Genomic DNA, 16734 nt, shown 5'->3' on the forward strand with positions numbered 1-16734 from the left:
CCGACTCCGCCAGACCCACGCCTACTTCCGCAACCGCACCACCGAACAAACACTCACCACCGCAGCACCCTGGACCAGCCCCTGGCTACCCGAGAATTTCGGACAAGACTTCTGGCCAGGTGCTTAGGCCATCCGCTCCACGGCGTCCTTCGCGTCCTTGAGCCCCACGCCCGTGTGCTCGCGGTAGGCCTTGATCGCCTGGATCTTCTTGCCCTCCAGCAGGAACTGCCGTACGTCGGGCAGGTCCGCCAACTGCGGCTGGGCCGGCTCCGCGACTGCGACGCCGAGGTGCCCGGCGATGGCGTCCAGCTTCAGTTCCATCCGGGCGAGGCGGCGCTCGAGGCGGTTGACCCGGCGGTCGTTGGCCGAGGCGCCCAGGGCGACGGCCGCGACGAGCACGACGACGGCCAGCAGCGTGTAGTCCATGGTGGACATCGTACGGAGCCGCGCCGGGCCGCGTGGAGCTTTCAGCCCGCCGAGTGGAAGGCCGTGGCCGCCAGGGCGATCCACTCGGGATTGTCCCACTCCGGCCAGCGGGCCCGCGCGTCCTCGTCGACCTTCGCCGCCGTCTCCGCCGCGGACGCGCCGGCGGTCTTCAGCCGCGTCACCTCGGCCTGGACGTGCTCGAGGTAGCCGCGGATCTCGTGCAGCAGCGTGACGTCCGCGATTTCGCCGTGACCGGGGACCACCACTTCCGGGGCCAGCTCCGCCATCCCGCCGAGTGCGGCGATCCAGCGGGCGCCGTCGAAGTCGGTGTCGTGCGGCGGGAAGTGCGGCGCGATCGGGAACATCCGCGTCTCCGCGAGGTCGCCGGTGAACAGCACCCGGCCGTCGACGAGGACCGTCTGGTCGCCCGCGCTGTGCGCCGGGCCCCACTCCTGCAGCACCACCCGGTGGCCGCCGAGGTCGAGCTCCGCCCGGCCCTCGTAGACGACGTCCGGGTCGACGAAGGTGACGTCCGCCAGCTCGGCGGCGATGGCGGCGCCGAGGCCGCTGAACATCCGGACGTACCCCGTGCCCTTGCGGGCCAGCTCGTCGCGCTGCGCCCGGTTGGCGACGATCGTCGCCGCGCCCGCGAACACCTCCGCGCCGAAGCCGTGCTCCGGGTGGAAGTGCGTTGTCGTCAGGTACAGCGGTCGCCCGCCGGCGAGCCGTTTCGCCTGCGCCAGCGTGTATTCGCCGTTGCGCCGGCCGAGACCGGTGTCGACGACCAGCGTCGCGCGCTCTCCCACGACGAAGCCGATGTTGGGCACGAGCGGCACCCGGTTGTCGCGCAGGACGAATACGCCGTCGGCCACCTCGACCGGCTCACCGCCCACGATCGGCGGCGCCGCCTCCGTCACGTCGGGCAGGTTTGCGGTCATGTCCGGGCTCCCATCTGATCGGCGTTCAGTTCCTGATCTGAACATAGTACAGATTCTGAGCGGTGTTAAGATCGCCGTCATGACCCGGGAGCGGTACCACCACGGAGACCTGCGCGGCGCGCTGCTCGACGGCGCCGAAGCGCTGGTCCGCGAGCGCGGGGCCGACGGCTGGAGCCTGCGGGAGGCGACGGTGCGGATCGGGGTCAGCCCGAGCGCCGCTTACCACCACTTCGCGTCACGGGACGCGCTGGTCCGCGCGTTGTCGGACCGGCTGGTCGCCCGGCTGGGGGAACGCATGGGCCGGGCCGCCGCCCGCGCCCGGGGCGGCCCGCGGCACCGGCTCGTCGCGGCCGCGCGCGACTACGTCCGCTGGGCGATCGAGGACCCCGCGGTCGCCGGCCTGATCTTCGCGGCGCACCGCGCCGAACCCGGCGAGCCGGTCTCGCCGCACCCGCACGACGTCTTCGCGGCCGAACTCGACCGGCTGGCCGACGAGGGCAGTTTGCCCGCGTCGGCGCGGCCCGGGGCGGAGATCGTCGTCTGGTCGGCGATGCACGGCCTGGCGACGCTCCTGGTCGACGGCCTCGTCCGGTTCGACGGCCCGCGGGCGATCGATCGCCAGGCGGAGCGGCTGATCGGGGCCGTGCTGACCGGGCTGGAGCAGGAGTCCGAGCCGTCATCGCCGTGGCCGCTCCCCCGGACTTCGCACACCGAGCGGAAAGCGCGCGAAAATGTCGGTGGTCCCGCTTAGAGTGGTCGCGACCAAGCTCCGGGAGGGACCATGACCACACTCACCGACCGTCCGAACACCGCGCTGCTCGTCGTCGACGTGCAGAACGGCGTGATGCGGGAAGCCCACGACCGAGAGGCCGTCGTCGCCAACATCGCGGCGCTGGTGGACAAAGCGCGCTCGGCCGGCGTCGACGTCGTGTGGGTGCAGCACACCAGCGACGAGCTGCCGCGCGACAGCGAGACGTGGCAGTACATCCCGGAACTTGTGCGCCGCGACGCGGAACCGCTGGTGCACAAGATGTACGGCGATTCGTTCGAGGCCACGGACCTCGAGGCCGTGCTGGCGTCACGGGGTATCGGCAGGCTGGTGGTCGCGGGCGCGCAGACGGACGCGTGCATCCGCTCGACGCTGCACGGCGCGATCGTCCGCGGCTACGACGCGACGCTGGTCGCCGACGCGCACACGACCGAAGACCTGTCGGCCTACGGTGCGCCGGCGCCCGGGCAGGTCATCGCGCACACGAACCTGTACTGGCAGTACCAGACGGCGCCGGGCCGGACCGCGGGCACGCTGAAGACCGAGGAGGTGGACTTCGGGGTGAAGGCCGCTGTCTGACGCGGCTCGGCTGACGCGCGCGGCGGCTTGCCCTTACTCGCGCTCGAAGCCGTAGGCGCGCTCCACCTTGGCGACCTCGATGCGGTAGTCCGCGTACCACTGCTCCCGGCCCCGCCGTTGGGCTTCGAGGTGCTCCGGGTGCTGCTTCCACGCCGCGATCGACTCCGCGTCGCGGTAGTACAGCACCGTCAGCTCGCGGCCGTCGGCGTCGGTCGTGGACTCGCGGCCCAGGTAGCCCGGCTGGGCCCGGCCCAGCTCGGTCATGCGGTCGTCCATCGCGGCGTAACCGTCGAGGTGGTCGGCGTCCAGCTTGCTGCTGACGATCACGGCGTAGTACGGCGGTTCGGGTCTGGTGAAGGACACCCGCGGAGCCTAGGCGCCGAAATCCCGCGCCCAACCGGTTTTCCGGCCGCGCGCAGGTGGTCCCGCAGGGTCCGCGCCACGCGGGCCATCAGGACCTCCGCCTCGGGCTGGAGCACGGCCGGGACCCGGGACTCGGTGAGGGCGACGACGCCGAACGCGCGGCCGTCGGCGTGCTCGACCACGCCCGCTTCGTGCCGCAGGTTCAGCAGGGTGCCGGTCTTCGACGACCACTTCGACGCGTCCGAGGCGAAGTCGGGGGTCAAGCGGTGCCGCAGGACGTTGAGGCCCATCAGCTCCCGGACGCCGGCCGCCACCGCCGGGTCGATCTTCGACGGCGTCCACAGGGCCTGCAGCAGGTCGAGCAACGCCCGCGCCGACGCGGAGTTCGCGCGGGTGACGTCGAGCTGCGCGAGCCGGTGGCCCTGGCCCGCCGTGGCCGCGCCGATGGCCAGTGCGTGGGCCAGGTCGACGTCGCCGGACTCGAAGCGCTCGGCCGGGGTGTCGATGAGGTCGCGCATCAGGTGGCGCACGGCGATGCCGGGCACACCCCACTCGTCCAGCATCCGGGTGACCTCGGCCGGCGGGGTCAGCTCGAACAGGACGTCGGCCGCGGCGCCGTCGCTCAGGGACGTGCTCAGGTAGACCAGGTCGTCGACGGCGACGCGGGCCGGGTGGCGGAACCGCGTCAGGCCGATCGGGCCGGGGGTGGTGACGCCGCTGGGCTCGACCTCCACCTGGCTCGCGCCGTCGAGCTCGCCCCGGCGGATCCGCTCCAGGGTCACCGCCGCGAGCGGGACCTTGACCAGCGAAGCGATCGGGAACACCCGGTCCGGGTCGATCCCCACCTCCTGCCCGGACGCCAGGTCGCGGACCAGGAACGAGCCGCGGAGCCCACCGTCGGCCAGGTCGGCCCGCAGCTCCCGGACCAGCGTTTCGGTGCTCAACCCCGCCCCCTCAGGTCCCGGCGGCGCCGAGACATCGCCCGACCGCCGCCCACAGCCCGGTGCGCAGCCGGTCGGCGTCCTCCCCCAGCGCGGCGGTGACGTCGAAGCCGCGCGCGAGGTCGATCTCCCCGATCGGCCGCCACTGTAGCCCGAGGTCGGCGGCCTGCGCGGCCGAGCACAGCAGCAGGTCCGCCGAGCCGAAGACGTCCGCCGCCGCCGAGGTCAGCGACGCCGCCACGGCGACCTGGGCGGGTTGCAGGCCCACGGCGTCGCGGATCCGCAGCACGCGGTCCCGGACGTGCGGGACGTCGTCCTCGGGCTGCAGCCAGACGCGCCGCCGCGCGCCGCCCGACCGGCCGGCGCGCAGGGTCTCCAGGTGCACGACCTTCGCCGGCGGCGTCGCCACGCCGGCCAGGCCCAGCGGAACGGCCCACGCGCCCTCCTCGGCCGGGACCGCGACGAGCGCGGCGCGCACCTCCTGGGTGCGGACGAGCTCGGCCCGCTCCCCCGGCGTCGCCGCGCGGAACTCCAGGTGGACCTCCAGCGCGCGGGCCTCGGCGGCGAGTTCGGCGAGGTCCCGGACGCCGCAGGTGTCCGGGACGGCCACCCGCATCGGCCGCAGCCGGGCGCGCCGGGCGTCGTGTTCCATCGCCTCGGCCAGCCGGACCAGGCGTTTCGCCGGGGGCAGCATGTCGCGGCCGAACGGGGTGAGCGTCGCCCGGCGGGTCGACCGGTCGAAGAGCCGCTCGCCGAGGTGGCGTTCGAGTGCGGCGATGCGGCGGCTGGCGACCGGCTGCGGGATGCGCGCGAGCGCCGCGCCCGCGGTGAAGCTCCCCGCTTCGCTCACGCTCACGAACGCTCTGCAGCCGCCGACCAGGTCCACGACCACACTCTATGCGCTTGTGGCATCGAACCCTTCATTTCCGTCTTGGACAGCATGGACGGACGCGGCGAGACTGCGGTAGCCGATCAAGACCGAAAGGAAGTGCCGTGTCGTTCCCCCACGTCAGGAGGGCCGCGCTCGCCGCGATGGCGCTCGCCGCGCTGACCGCCTGCGCCGCTCCGGAAGCCGCACCCGCGGCACCCACGCCGTCGTCCCAGCCATCCGCCACGCTCGCGCCGCAACCGGACTTCGCGCCGCTCGAGGCCCGGTTCGACGCCCGGCTCGGCGTCTACGCGGTGGACACCGGCAACGGCCGCGAAGTCACGCACCACGCCGACGACCGCTTCGGGTACGCCTCGACGCACAAGGCGTTCTCCGCGGGCGCGGTCCTCCAGCGCACCAGCCTGCCGGGGCTCGACAAGGTGCTCGAGTACGCCAGGGCCGACCTGCAGGAGAACTCGCCGGTCACCGAAAAGCACGTCGGCACCGGCATCTCCCTGCGCGACGCGATGGACGCCGCCCTGCGCTACAGCGACAACACCGCCGCCAACCTGCTGTTCCGCGAGCTCGGCGGGCCCGCCGGGCTCGGCGCCGCGCTGCGCGGGATCGGCGACACGACCACCCACGTCGACCGGACCGAGCCCGGGCTCAACGACCTCGCGCCCGGCGACATCCGCGACACCAGCACCCCGCGCGCGATGGCCGCCGGCCTGCGCGCGTTCACCCTCGGCTCGGCACTGCCGCCGGAGAAGCGGACCGTGCTGACCGACATGATGCGAGCCAACACCACCGGCGGGGCGCTGATCCGGGCGGGCGCGCCGGCGGGCTGGGCCGTCGCCGACAAGACCGGCACCGGCTCGTACGCGACGCGCAACGACATCGCCGTCGTCTGGCCGCCCGGGCGGGCGCCGATCGTGCTCGTGATCCTGTCGGACCGGAAGACGCAGGACGCCAAGCCCGACGACCGGCTGATCGCGGCCGCCGCCAAGGTCGCGCTCGACAGCCTGCACTGATCGGTCCACAAAGGACTTGACGGTCGATCTTCCGTTACGCTGAACGGGATCACGCGAGCCGTCCCGGACCCCGATGGCCGAGCGCGCCGGGGTCTCCCGTCCCGGCGCCGGCCCGGGAGACCACCGTGGGACCAGCTCCGCCGCCGGACATCGTGCTCGTCCGGGACGCGCTCGGCGGCGACTACGAGGCGGTGCAGCAGCTCTTCCGGCTGCTGCGGCCGATCGTGCTCGCCTACTGCCGCAAGCGGCTCGGCCGCGAGAACGCCACGACGACGGCCGAGGACTGCACCCAGGAAGTGCTGTTCGCCGTGCTCGTGGCCCTGCCGCGGTACCCTTACCGGTCCGACAAGTTCCTGTCGTGGGTGTTCGGCATCGCGGCGCACAAGACCGCCGACGTGCACCGCGACCGCAACCGCAGCCACGAACGCTGCACCCCGCTCCCCGACCCCGAAGCGGCAACCGACCCGGCCTGGCGCCTCCCGGCCGCGGCCGACGACTTCGCGGCGATCGAAGAGCACCTCCAGATCCGGCGCGTGCTGAACCGGCTGCCGCGGCACTACCGCCAAGTGGTGACGTTGCGGGTGCTGCTGGGCTATTCCGCCGAGGAGACGGCGGAGCTGCTCGGCATGCCGAGCCCCGAAGCGGTGCGGGTGACCCAGTTCCGCGCGATCCGCCGGCTGCGCCGGGTGATCCGGTACGCCGCGGTCTGACGAAATCCGCGGCGAGGACACACATCCCGCGGGCACGGGTCCCTTGTGCGGCGCGCCGATCGCTGCCCCACGCGGTGCGGGGCAACCCGAGTTCGTCACTACGGGGTAAACCGGGAGCCGCGATCACGACTAGCGTGGATTCATGGAGTCTTCCGTGGGTTCTTCCGTGGGTTCGTCCGGGGCGAGCGCAGTGCGACGACACGCAGGGCGGGTCTGACGGACTTCGTGCCCTCCGAACTGACGCTGCGCCTGACACCCCGGCCCGGCAGTGCCCTGGTGACGGTCAGCGGGGAGCTGGACCTGCCCGGCTACGCGTCCCTGCGGGACGGGCTGCTCAAGGTCGCGGCCGACACGCCGCCGGGGATCGTCGCCGACGTCAGCGCGCTGACCATGGGCGAGCTCGCGCCGGCCAGCGTCTTCCCGCTGGTCGCCCGGCGCATCGACGGCTGGCCGGGCATTCCGCTGTCCCTCGTCACGAGCCGGCACGCGCACGTGCGGCTGTTCCACGCGTCGGGGATCGACCGCTTCGTCGCGGTGCACCCGGATGTGGAGACGGCCGAGCACCACCAGAGCACGCCGATCCGGCACCGGGTGGCCCGGACCCTGCCCCGCACGGCCGGCGCCGCCTCGCTCGCCCGCTCGTTCGTCCGCGAACTGGCCGGGCGGTGGAACGTGCCCGAACTGGTCTACGACGGCACCCTGATCGCCGGAGAACTGGCCGACAACGCCGTCCGGCACACGTCGTCGATCCCGGAGCTGCGGCTGGACCTGCGCCGGGGACTGCTGACCGTGGCGGTCGCGGACGACGACCCGCGGCCCGCGGTGCTGCTGGAGCGGCCGGACGAGCGCAGCCCGGGTGTCGGCCTCGCCATCGTCGCGCACGCGGCGACGGTCTGGGGCAGCAGCCGCCGGTGGTCCGGCGGCAAGGTCGTCTGGGCGGTCCTCACCTCGGCCCGGCACCGCGAGCGCGGCGAGCCGGTCTGAAGCCCCTACGCCGGCCGGAGCTGCGCTTCGAGGTCGGGGCCGTCGGTGCCGACGACTTCGGCCCGGACCAGCTCACCCGCCGCCGGCGCGGTCCCGGTGAACGTGACGATCCCGTCGACTTCGGGTCCCTGGTGCGCCGCCCAGCCGTGCCCGGCCGGTCCCACCAGCACCTCGACGACCGAGCCGAGCCGCTCTTCCGCGCGTCGGCTCCCGGTTTCCTCCGCCAGGAGCGACAGTTCTTCGACGCGCCCCGCGAGCACGTCGGCGGGCACCTTGCCCGGCAGGTCGACGGCTTCGGTGCCGTCCTCGTCCGAGTAGCCGAACACGCCGGCGACGTCCAGCCTGCCCTCCTCGAGGAAGCGCTTGGCCTCGGCGAACTCGGCGTCGGTCTCGCCGGGGAAGCCCGCGATGAAGTTGGACCGCACGCCGGCCTCCGGCGCGACCGCGCGGATCTTCTCCAGCAGCCGCAGGAACCGTTCCCGGTCGCCGAAGCGGCGCATCCGGCGCAGCACCGACCCGCTGGCGTGCTGGAACGACAGGTCGAAGTACGGCGCGACGCCGGGAGTCCCGGCGATCGTTTCGAGCAGGCTCGGGCGCAGTTCGGCGGGCTGCAGGTAGTTCACCCGCACACGGTCGACGACGGCGGTGAGCCGCGGCAGCAGCTTCTCCAGCGCCTGCAAGTCGCCGAGATCTTTCCCGTACGACGTAGAGTTCTCACTCACCAGCACGAGTTCGCGGACGCCGTGGCCGGCCAGCCATTCGGCCTCCGCGAGGATCTCGGCCGGCGGCCGGGACACGAACGCGCCGCGGAAGCTCGGGATGGCGCAGAACGTGCAGCGCCGGTCGCAGCCCGACGCCAGCTTGAGCGGGGCGACCGGACCGCCGCCGAGCCGGTACCGCAACGGCCTCGGGCCGCTGGCCGGGCCGTGGCCGGGAATGGGCACAGCCACCGCGGCGGGCCGCTGCACCGGCGTGATCGGCAGCAGCAGCCGCCGGTCCTGCGGGGTGTGCGCGGGGTGCGCGCGCCCGTTGAGGACGTCTTCGATGCGGGCGCCGATCTCCGGGTAGTCGTCGAAGGAAAGCACGGCGTCGGCCTCGGGCAGCGCGTCGGCGAGTTCACGGCCGTAGCGCTCGGCCATGCAGCCGACGGCGACCACCTTCGCGCCCTTGCCGGACGCGGCCAGGACCGTGTCGATGGACTCCTTCTTCGCGGCTTCGATGAAGCCGCAGGTGTTCACGACGACGACGTCGGCTTCGGCGCCCGGTTCGGCGAGGCGCCACCCCGACGCGTCCAGGCGCGCGGCCAGCTCGTCGGAGTCGACCTCGTTGCGCGCGCAGCCCAAGGTGACCATCGAGACGGTGCGCACGTCGGCCACCGTCAGGACACGACGATGGTGCCGTGGCCCGACTGGTCGCCGCCGGCCGACACGACGACCGAGTCGCCCTTGGGCCCGTCGCCGATCGCATTGGTCTGGACCAGCACCGGTGCGTCGACCGCGGGGGTGACCACGCTCAGCGGCAGGTAGGCGGTGATCACCAGCCCGCTCGCCAGCAGCACCCGGGCGACCCGGCGGCGCCGGTCACCGGTTTCCCGGACGCTGACGCAGGTGCCCCACTGCCGGCCGGCCGGCGCTGCCGGCGTGCTCCCCTGACGACGACGACGTTCTTCGGCCATACGCTCGAGTTTGCTCACGGTTCCCCCTCGGTGAATCCGGTTGCCGGACGGCCCGAGAGTCGCACGCCACGCGAAAGCCGCTCAAGGTCTTCACCGGAATTGGCCGGAACCGGTCAGCGACCACCGAACAACCGGGTGACCTCGGCGTCGACGTCGTCGAGCCACCCGCTTCGCCGGTCCGCGCCGGCGTCCGCGACCACCCGCAACACCAGCCGGGTCACCGCCGGCTCGCCGAGGTAGGGCGCGAGGCAGCGGCGCCAGATCGCGTCGAGCGGGTCGCCGAACAGCGTCCGCTCGCGGTCTTCGGTGGTGTCGGAGGTGTTGACGACGAAGAGGTGCTCCAAGGCGAGCAACGACTCGGGGGCGCCGCCCGCGTCGTCGAGCCGGTAGGCCACGCCGGGGACCAGGATCCGGTCGAGCCAGCCGCTCAGGATCGCCGGCGGTTTGCCCCACCAGTTCGGGTGGATCGCGACGAGGCCGGCGGCGTCGCGCAGCTCCTCGCGGTGGCGGCGCACCAGCGGATCCGGTTCGGCGGCGAGGAAGTCCTCGGCACGCGTGCCGCTGGTGTAGGCCTCTTCCGCGGTGAGGACCGGGTCGAAACCTTCGGCGTAGAGGTCGTGGAACCGCACCGGCCGTCCGGCCGCGGCCAGCGCGGCCCGTACCCGGTCGGCGAGCGCGTGGTTGAAGCTGCCCGGCCGGGGGTGGGCCAGCAGGACCACCACGGGCCGGGCGGATGCCGCGGTCATCCGGCCATCGCCACGAGGATGCGGCACTTGCCGGCGAACGGCTCGCGGCCGTGGGCTGCCAGCATGGTGTTGACCACCATCACATCGCCGGCTTGCCAGGGGAAGGCGTAGCTCACTTCGTCGTAGACCTCGCGGATCCGCTCCAGGGCCCGGTGACGAGACCGACCCGGTCGCCCGGCCGGACGCCCGCGTCGAGCCGCCGCGCGGCGAGCCCGGCCGGCCGGGCGTAGTTCACCACCGCGTCGTGCTCGACAGCGGCGATCCGGCCGGGCGAGCGCCGGGCGACTCCTTCGAAGCGTCTGATGCAGCCGGCTTCCATCATCGCTCGAGGTGGGCCCGTTCCGACCGTGAATGGGCGCGCGGCAACCACAGCGGTGACGTCGGCTTCATCTCACTCCCCAGTGCGATTCATGGCGAAGAATCACGCAAGGTTAAAGCTCACGACGTCGCCTGACGATACGTAATCCGCAGAGTTGGTCCGAATGGACCATCGATTCGGGTTCTGACATGGGGTTTTCCCACGCGATCGTCAGCGCGGCGCGTCCGGAACTAACCCGCGTTCGCCAGGAGCTCGCCGCCCGCGGGCGTGTTCGCCATCAGGCACGTGTGGCACGGCATCCCGCGCAGGCCGTCCAGCACCTCGGCCTCGCCCGGAAAGATCGACTCGCCGCACAGGGCCGTCAGGTACTCGGGGACCGCGCCGGCGGCGGGGACGGGGATCAGGTGACAGACGCGTCTGCTCTCGCCGACGACGCCTCGGCGTAGCCGCACCAGTGCGAGCATCCCACCGTTTTCACCCATGATCGAAAGGTAGGCCGGAAACCGCGGGAAGACTTCGTGTCCGGGACCCAACGATCTTCGCCGGGTGTGGTCCACGACACCAAAGCCTCAGAGGACCGCCCGGCCGAGCCGGTGGCAGAGGCTCAGTGCGAGCTCGACGTCCAGCCGGTTCGTCCCGAGCTCGCGCGGCAGCAGCTCCTGGGCCTTGCGGACGCGGTACTGCACGGAGTTCTTGTGCATCGTCAGCTCGGCCGCCGCCCCGGTGTAGCTGCCGCCGGAGGCGAGGAAGACGTGCAGGGTCTCGCGCAGGCGCCCGCAGTTCTCCTCGTCGGCGGCCAGCGGCCCGAGGGTGCTCGTGACCCACAGCCGGGCCGCGTTGAGGTCGGACGTCATCAGCGCCATCGTGCCGACATCGCGGAAGGTCAGGACGCGGTCGCAGTGCTCGCCGGCCGCGAGGGCCAGCGCGTGCACCCGCAGGGCCTGGTGGTGGGTGTCGCGGAAGCCGTCGACGCCGGTCGCGGGGTCGCCGACGGTCACGCGGACGCCGGGCTCGGCCGTCGCGAGGACGTCGTCGAGGAGGGCGCGGCCGATCGTGACGCCCGGGCCGAGCGGCAGCCACACCCACGCGCTGGCCTCGTCGCGCGGCACGAACAGCGGCCGGCCGTGGTCCTGGACGCGGCCGAGCACCGCGGCCGCGACCGACTCCAGCACCGACAGCACGTCGCCCACGGAGGCCTCCGACACGTGCCAGACGATCATCCCGGCGTGCGTGCCGCGCAGGCGATAGCCGATCACGGCCTCGGCCGCGTCGACGGACGCGGCGTCGAGCGGGCCGCGGTTCTCGGCCAGCAGGTCCTGCACCTTGGCCACCCGCGCGGCGCTCCGGTTGAGCAGCCACCGGTCGCGTTCGTCCTGGTAGACCGCGATCAGCTGCCGGGTCACCCGGGTGACGAACCCGAACACAACCTTCAGCAGCCGCCGCATCATCTCCCCGACGAGCTCGGCCTCGCCGACCTGGCGGATGCACTCCTGGAACCCGAAGTCGAGCATCGCGGCCTGCCCGACGTCGTAGGCGCGGATCAGGTCGAACACCGGGGTGCCGCGCTGGGCCAGCCGCCGCGCGTACTCCAGCGCGGCGGCCGGCGCCTCGACGTGGGCCGGGTCGATGCTGTGCTGGAGGATCTGCAGGCCGGTCTCGATGTTCTGGTAGACGCTCGCGGTCAGCAGGCTGACCATACGTTCGTCGTCGTGGACCAGCTGCGGCAGTTCGGCGGCGTAGAGCTGCACCAGCTCACCGGTGAGATCACCGGCCCGGTCGGCCAGCGCGGCGGCGACCTGCCGGATCCGCTCCGAGACGACTTCTTCGTCCACCATGGAGCCACTCTAGAGGGAAACGATCATGCTTTCACCAGGAACTCGTCGATGAGTTCGAATGTCGCGGCCGGGTTCTGCACCGCGGGCATGTGCCCCGCGCCGGCGACGATCTCGAACCGGGCGTCCGCGAACCCCGCCGCGTAGGCCGCGCCGAACGCCGGCGTGACGACCGTGTCGTCCTCGCCCCAGATCAGCAGGGCCGGGATCCGGACCCGGGCCAGCCGGCGCAGCAGCTTCGGGTCGCCCATCGTCGTCCCGGTGTAGACCCGCATCGCCGCCAGGTCGGCGGGCGCGGGCCCGGGCCCGGGCGCGGGCGCGCCGGGCGGCGGCTGCGGCAGCGACACCGGGTGCCCCGCGATCTCCGGGCCGATGCCGTCGAGCACGACCAGCGCGCCGATCCGGTGGCCGCGGTCGCGCACGGCCATCTCGGCCGCGACCCACCCGCCGAACGAGCTGGCCACGACGACGACGTCGGAGAGGTCTTCGTCCTCCAGCAGGTCGAGGTAGGTCACGGCGAGGCTGTCGACGCCGGTGAACCAGTCCGGGCGCGGCGTGCCGCCCCAGCCCGGGTGGGTGGGCGCGAGCACGCGGTTCTCCGGCGCGAAGTGCTCGACGACCGGCGCGACGCCCCGGGGTCCGGCGCCGCCGTGCAGGGCGAGCACGGGACGGCCGGCGCCGCCGGTGTCGGTCAGGTGCAGTTCCAGTTCCGGGTCGGGCCGGAGGATCTTCTCGGTCATGGTGGTGCCTTTCGAATAGGGGATTCAGTGCGAGAGCATCAGGTCGACCATCGCGGACGGCGCGTCCGGCCGGAAGCTCTCGACGAGGTTGTCCGCCGACTCGCGCGCGGCTTCTTCCGCTCGCGGGAACAGCGCGGTTTCGTAGGCCGAGAGAGCGCTTTCGACGTCGTCGTGGTCCGCCAGCGCGACGGCCAGTTCGACGGCGTCGAGCATCGCGAGGTTGGCGCCCTCGCCGGCGAAGGGCGACATGACGTGCGCGGCGTCGCCGAGCAGCGTCACGCCCGGGACCCGCGCCCACCGGTGCCCCACCGGCAGCGCGTGGATCGGCCGCGCGATCAGGGTGTCGTCGCTGTCGGCGATGAGCGCGCGCAGCCCGGCGTCGAAGCCGGCGAACAGGTCGAGCACCCGCGCGCGGGACCCGGCCGGATCGGCCGGGTCGACGAGGCCGGTCACCGTCTCGGCCGGGGCCTGCACCGCGGCGTAGACGCGGACCCGGCCGCCGCCGTTGCGCTGGGCGATCAGGCCTTTCCCGTCGGCCAGCGCGAACATCGAGCCGGGGCCGACCAGCGCGGCCACCGCCGGGTGCGCGGTGTCCACATCGGACAGATGAGCCTCCACGAAGGACAGTCCCGAGTAGACCGGGACGGCGGCCGACAGCAGCGGCCGGACCTTCGACCAGGCGCCGTCCGCGCCGACGACCAGACCGGACTCGACGACCTCACCGGTGTCCAGGGTGATCCGGCCGGGCGCCACCGCGGTCACCTTCGTCCCCCAGCGGACGACGCCGTCCGGCAGGGAGTCGACGAGGATCCGCTTGAGCGCGCCGCGGTCGACCTCGGGCCGGGTGCCGCCGCCCGCGTCGGCGGTCTCTTCGAACCGGACGACGCCGTGCTTGTCCAGGATGCGCAGCGCCTCGCCCTCTTCACGGGCGATCGCGCGGAATTCGCCGGTCAGGCCGGCTTCGGCCAGCGCGTGCTGACCGGACTCTTCGTGCAGGTCCAGGGTGCCGCCCTGGTCGCGGGCGGCCGGAGACGCGTCGAGTTCGTAGACGGTCGCGGCGATCCCGCGGGTGTGCAGGACGCGGGCCAGGGTGAGGCCACCCAGGCCGCCGCCGACGATCGTGACGGGGGTAGTGGTCATTGAAACTCCTCGATCGGGGGGCGCGCGGTGCTCAGCGCGCCGTTCAGCAGGACGTCGAACGCCCACCGCACGCGGGAGGGGCCCGGGCCGGACACGAGGTCCGGCCCCAGCGCGGCGATGTACGGGTGGGTCTCGGCGGAGAGGCCGGCGAGCGACTCCACCAGCACGTCGTGCTCGCGCTCGGCGCCGGGCTTCTCCTGGCGGCTGCCGGTTTCGACGGCGGTCGCGGTGGCGATCAGCAGCAGGACGTCGACGGCCCACGCGGCCTGGCCCGGCGGCATCCCGCCTTCGTCGAGCAGCGCGAGCACCGCTTCGACGACGGCCAGGTAGTGCGGCCCGCTCAGCCGGGTCACCAGCGCGACCCGGGCCAAGCTCGGCTGGGCGAACAGCACCGAGCGGTAGGAGCCCAGCATCGCCCAGAGCCGGTCGCGCCACTCCCCCGCACCGCCGTCGCCGAGGTCGACCTCGGCGAGCAGCTCGTCGAGCATCGCGGCGTGCAGTTCCTCGGTGTCCTTGACGTACACGTAGAGCGAGGCGGGGCCGGTGTCGAGCTCCTTGGCCAGCCGCCGCATGGTGACGCGCTCGACGCCTTCGGCGCGCATGACGTCGACGGCCGTCGCCACGATGCCCGCGCGGGTCAGCGCCGGCTTCGCCGGGCGTTCGCGGCGGCTGGGGGTGCTGTTCCGGTCCATGCGTCCACTGTAGCGAACATGTTCGTTACGAGCACGTTCGGAACGAACATGTTCGTATGACGCCGGTCACAGCCAAGGAGGCAGTGCCATGAGAAATCAGGGGCCGAGGGTCCGCGACCGGCGGCGTTCCGGCGTGGCCAGAACGGCCCAGACCACCTTGCCGCCCGTCCAGCGCTTGCTGCTCCCCCAGGCCCGGGCGGTCTGCGCCACGATCCGCAGGCCCAAGCCGGGCTCGAGCAGGTCGGGCCGGTCCAGCAGCACCGCGGGCCGCGGATCGTCGTCGCTCACGGCGATCGTCAGCAGCTCCCGCCGCAGTTCCAGCCGCAGCCGCGGGAGCGACGTCGTGTGCCGGGACGCGTTGTCGGTCAGCTCCGCCGCGATGAGCGTGCCGTCGTACTCCAGGGCGGGCACCCCCCATTCGCTGGTCCGCGCGCGGACGAACGCGCGAGCCTGGGCGATGCCTTGGTCCCCGCGTGCGAGCGTCCGCTCGGCGCGGCGGCGGATCGGATGGGGCAGCGCTTCCTCGGCGGCTTCGACGTCGGCGTGCACCGGCACGAACCGGTCCAGACCGTAGCTGTCGAACGCTTCGATGTGCGCGGGCTGCCGCGTCACCAGCGAGAACGGGATGCCCGGCCAGCGCTCGAGCCGGGTGGCGACGAACGGGAACAGGCTAGGCGAGTGCCGCTCGAGAACGAGCCCGTCGATGTCGGCGATCACCCCCGGTGGGCTGTCCGCGGCGATCTTGAGGAGACCGTCGCGCAAAAAGGGGTAGCCGGTGATGTCGAGCCGCCCGGTCACGCGGACCAGTGCGCTCGCCTCCCGGCTCCGCAGCTCGAGCCCGATGCCCTCAGGCACGGGCACCGGCTGAATGGCGCGAGGGCGCCTTCGGATGCATGGCCATCACGCTAGTCCTCGGCCGGGACCGCGCAAAGGGCCATCGCGCGGCGGTGCAACCGACCGCGGCCCTCAAGCGTGTAGGGCTCGACGCCTGGGGAAGACGCCATGGAACCGTACTCACTGCAGGACGGCGAGCGAGTGCTCTGGTCGGAGCACCACTGCGACGCCGACGGTGGCTTCGCGAGCACGACGTAAAGCTTGATCCGGCAGGCCCAGTCCGCGCCGTTTCCGAAAAGAACCGGAAACATTCTCGAAACCCAGCGCGGACCAGTGCGCTAACTGGTCTGGACCAGATGGGAGAAATACCCCAGACTTCCGGGCTTTCTCTTACCCGGCAAGGCGACCTGCGGTAACGCGGACCCAACCGAGCCAGATTCGGTGTTTTCCCCGGAAGTTTTCCGCATGCGACTTTCGGCGGTGTGCCGCATCCCGGCGGGCCGGTATATCTGGTGCTACCGAATCCGCAATGGCCGGCCCCGCGCACCGGCCGGCCGGATGCCGCCCGCACCCCGCCTCCCGGAGGAACCATGCACCGCCTGGCCCCGGCCCGCGAACACGTCATCGGGCTCTTCCGCATCGTCATCGGCTTCCTGTTCGCCTGCCACGGCGTCAAGACGCTGTTCGGCCTCTTCGGCGCGAAGTCCGCCGTCGCCGCCGGCGTGTGGCCGCAGTGGTGGGCCGCGATCATCCAGCTCGGCTGCGGCACACTGGTCTGCGTCGGGATCGGCACCCGGGTCGCCGCCGTGCTCGGCTCCGGCTCGATGGCGTTCGCCTACTTCACCGTGCACCTGCCGGTCGCCCTGCTCCCGATCCAGAACGGCGGCGAGGACGCGGCCCTGTTCTGCTGGACGCTGCTGGCCGTCGCGTTCATCGGCCCTGGCCGCTTCGCACTGGGCAACCTCCTTGCCCGGCAAGCGGTTTCGGCACCGGATCACCTCCGGACGACCGAGCTCGCGTCCTAGATGATTGATTCCGTGAAGTTGGTGTTAGTGATCGTAGGCGATCAGTGACCTTTTGCTGGTCAGACCGGTCTGCCAGTTGTGCCAGATGCCGGCTGCCATCGCCAGCAGACGCTGCGCGACAC

Annotated in this window: 22 protein-coding genes and 2 pseudogenes; 7 read left to right on the top strand and 17 right to left on the bottom strand. The window is 72.6% G+C overall.

Annotated features, from left to right (window positions below; all coding sequences use genetic code 11):
• A pseudogene (locus ACLJQZ_RS47715) lies at positions 1-127 on the top strand (IS630 family transposase); the annotation flags it as partial.
• Here the strand turns inward: ACLJQZ_RS47715 and ACLJQZ_RS47720 are convergent.
• Positions 124-426: a ribosomal protein L7/L12 gene (locus ACLJQZ_RS47720; protein ID WP_410628277.1), complete on the bottom strand. Its 303-nt coding sequence runs from the start codon at positions 424-426 to the stop codon at positions 124-126. The pseudogene ACLJQZ_RS47715 and the gene ACLJQZ_RS47720 sit on opposite strands and share 4 nt — an antisense overlap.
• A gap of 41 nt (positions 427-467) precedes the next feature.
• Positions 468-1364, bottom strand: coding sequence for an MBL fold metallo-hydrolase (locus tag ACLJQZ_RS47725; protein WP_410628279.1), 897 nt, complete (start codon positions 1362-1364; stop codon positions 468-470).
• Between the two features lie 79 nt (positions 1365-1443).
• Between ACLJQZ_RS47725 and ACLJQZ_RS47730 the strand changes: the two genes are divergently transcribed.
• Both ACLJQZ_RS47730 and ACLJQZ_RS47735 read left to right on the top strand, forming a co-directional pair.
• On the top strand, positions 1444-2115 hold the full coding sequence (locus ACLJQZ_RS47730; RefSeq protein ID WP_410628280.1) for a TetR/AcrR family transcriptional regulator: 672 nt from the start codon (positions 1444-1446) through the stop codon (positions 2113-2115).
• A 30-nt stretch (positions 2116-2145) separates the two neighbouring features.
• Positions 2146-2712 carry a cysteine hydrolase family protein gene (locus tag ACLJQZ_RS47735; protein WP_410628282.1) on the top strand — a complete coding sequence of 189 codons (567 nt, stop codon included), beginning with the start codon at positions 2146-2148 and terminating at the stop codon, positions 2710-2712.
• 33 nt (positions 2713-2745) lie between these two features.
• Here ACLJQZ_RS47735 and ACLJQZ_RS47740 read toward each other — a convergent pair whose 3' ends face one another.
• The 3 genes from ACLJQZ_RS47740 to ACLJQZ_RS47750 are packed head-to-tail and all read right to left on the bottom strand — an operon-like array spanning position 2746 to position 4908.
• Positions 2746-3075 carry an antibiotic biosynthesis monooxygenase family protein gene (locus ACLJQZ_RS47740; protein WP_410628284.1) on the bottom strand — a complete coding sequence of 110 codons (330 nt, stop codon included), beginning with the start codon at positions 3073-3075 and terminating at the stop codon, positions 2746-2748.
• On the bottom strand, positions 3036-4019 hold the full coding sequence (locus tag ACLJQZ_RS47745) for a serine hydrolase (protein ID WP_410628285.1): 984 nt from the start codon (positions 4017-4019) through the stop codon (positions 3036-3038). The genes ACLJQZ_RS47740 and ACLJQZ_RS47745 overlap by 40 nt, the downstream gene beginning before the upstream one ends.
• Before the next feature lie 10 nt (positions 4020-4029).
• A complete protein-coding gene (locus ACLJQZ_RS47750; protein ID WP_410628287.1) occupies positions 4030-4908 on the bottom strand; it encodes a LysR family transcriptional regulator in 879 nt (292 codons plus the stop codon).
• A gap of 140 nt (positions 4909-5048) precedes the next feature.
• Here ACLJQZ_RS47750 and bla point away from each other — a divergent pair, with 140 nt between their 5' ends.
• From bla to ACLJQZ_RS47765, 3 genes are all read left to right on the top strand, one after another.
• Positions 5049-5915, top strand: coding sequence for a class A beta-lactamase (gene bla, locus ACLJQZ_RS47755; protein ID WP_410628312.1), 867 nt, complete (start codon positions 5049-5051; stop codon positions 5913-5915).
• A gap of 125 nt (positions 5916-6040) precedes the next feature.
• Positions 6041-6625, top strand: a complete 585-nt coding sequence (locus ACLJQZ_RS47760) for a sigma-70 family RNA polymerase sigma factor (RefSeq protein ID WP_410628289.1) — start codon at positions 6041-6043, stop codon at positions 6623-6625.
• Positions 6626-6850: 225 nt separating this feature from the next.
• Positions 6851-7609 (top strand): ATP-binding protein, encoded by a 759-nt coding sequence (locus ACLJQZ_RS47765; RefSeq protein ID WP_410628291.1) that lies wholly within the window; start codon positions 6851-6853, stop codon positions 7607-7609.
• 5 nt (positions 7610-7614) lie between these two features.
• Here the strand turns inward: ACLJQZ_RS47765 and ACLJQZ_RS47770 are convergent, their stop codons facing one another.
• The 11 genes from ACLJQZ_RS47770 to ACLJQZ_RS47820 all read right to left on the bottom strand — a co-directional run bounded on the left by ACLJQZ_RS47770 (position 7615) and on the right by ACLJQZ_RS47820 (position 15614).
• Entirely contained in the window at positions 7615-8961 is a 1347-nt protein-coding gene (locus ACLJQZ_RS47770; protein WP_410628314.1) for a MiaB/RimO family radical SAM methylthiotransferase, read from the bottom strand.
• 26 nt (positions 8962-8987) lie between these two features.
• Positions 8988-9284 (bottom strand): hypothetical protein, encoded by a 297-nt coding sequence (locus ACLJQZ_RS47775; protein WP_410628293.1) that lies wholly within the window; start codon positions 9282-9284, stop codon positions 8988-8990.
• Between the two features lie 113 nt (positions 9285-9397).
• Positions 9398-10030 (bottom strand): NAD(P)H-dependent oxidoreductase, encoded by a 633-nt coding sequence (locus ACLJQZ_RS47780; protein WP_410628295.1) that lies wholly within the window; start codon positions 10028-10030, stop codon positions 9398-9400.
• On the bottom strand, positions 10027-10176 hold the full coding sequence (locus ACLJQZ_RS47785; RefSeq protein WP_410628316.1) for a TauD/TfdA family dioxygenase: 150 nt from the start codon (positions 10174-10176) through the stop codon (positions 10027-10029). The genes ACLJQZ_RS47780 and ACLJQZ_RS47785 overlap by 4 nt, the downstream gene beginning before the upstream one ends.
• Positions 10143-10352, bottom strand: a complete 210-nt coding sequence (locus ACLJQZ_RS47790) for a hypothetical protein (protein WP_410628297.1) — start codon at positions 10350-10352, stop codon at positions 10143-10145. The genes ACLJQZ_RS47785 and ACLJQZ_RS47790 overlap by 34 nt, the downstream gene beginning before the upstream one ends.
• A gap of 227 nt (positions 10353-10579) precedes the next feature.
• The gene (locus tag ACLJQZ_RS47795; RefSeq protein WP_410628298.1) at positions 10580-10831 is read right to left on the bottom strand and encodes a hypothetical protein; all 252 of its coding nucleotides are present in this window, start codon (positions 10829-10831) and stop codon (positions 10580-10582) included.
• An 87-nt stretch (positions 10832-10918) separates the two neighbouring features.
• On the bottom strand, positions 10919-12184 hold the full coding sequence (locus tag ACLJQZ_RS47800; RefSeq protein ID WP_410628300.1) for a PucR family transcriptional regulator: 1266 nt from the start codon (positions 12182-12184) through the stop codon (positions 10919-10921).
• A 23-nt stretch (positions 12185-12207) separates the two neighbouring features.
• Entirely contained in the window at positions 12208-12921 is a 714-nt protein-coding gene (locus tag ACLJQZ_RS47805; protein WP_410628302.1) for an alpha/beta fold hydrolase, read from the bottom strand.
• A 24-nt stretch (positions 12922-12945) separates the two neighbouring features.
• The gene (locus tag ACLJQZ_RS47810; protein WP_410628304.1) at positions 12946-14061 is read right to left on the bottom strand and encodes an FAD-dependent oxidoreductase; all 1116 of its coding nucleotides are present in this window, start codon (positions 14059-14061) and stop codon (positions 12946-12948) included.
• Positions 14058-14753: a TetR/AcrR family transcriptional regulator gene (locus ACLJQZ_RS47815; RefSeq protein WP_410628306.1), complete on the bottom strand. Its 696-nt coding sequence runs from the start codon at positions 14751-14753 to the stop codon at positions 14058-14060. Before ACLJQZ_RS47815 ends, ACLJQZ_RS47810 begins: the two co-directional genes overlap by 4 nt.
• A 96-nt stretch (positions 14754-14849) precedes the next feature.
• Positions 14850-15614, bottom strand: a complete 765-nt coding sequence (locus tag ACLJQZ_RS47820) for an ATP-binding protein (protein WP_410628308.1) — start codon at positions 15612-15614, stop codon at positions 14850-14852.
• A gap of 563 nt (positions 15615-16177) precedes the next feature.
• On the opposite strand from ACLJQZ_RS47820, the gene ACLJQZ_RS47825 reads away from it, so the two are divergent.
• Positions 16178-16612, top strand: a complete 435-nt coding sequence (locus ACLJQZ_RS47825) for a DoxX family protein (protein ID WP_410628310.1) — start codon at positions 16178-16180, stop codon at positions 16610-16612.
• 24 nt (positions 16613-16636) lie between these two features.
• Here the strand turns inward: ACLJQZ_RS47825 and ACLJQZ_RS47830 are convergent.
• A pseudogene (locus ACLJQZ_RS47830) lies at positions 16637-16734 on the bottom strand (IS982 family transposase); the annotation flags it as partial.

Origin of the sequence: Amycolatopsis sp. cmx-8-4, from assembly GCF_046548675.1 — a bacterium.
Lineage (GTDB): Bacteria > Actinomycetota > Actinomycetes > Mycobacteriales > Pseudonocardiaceae > Amycolatopsis.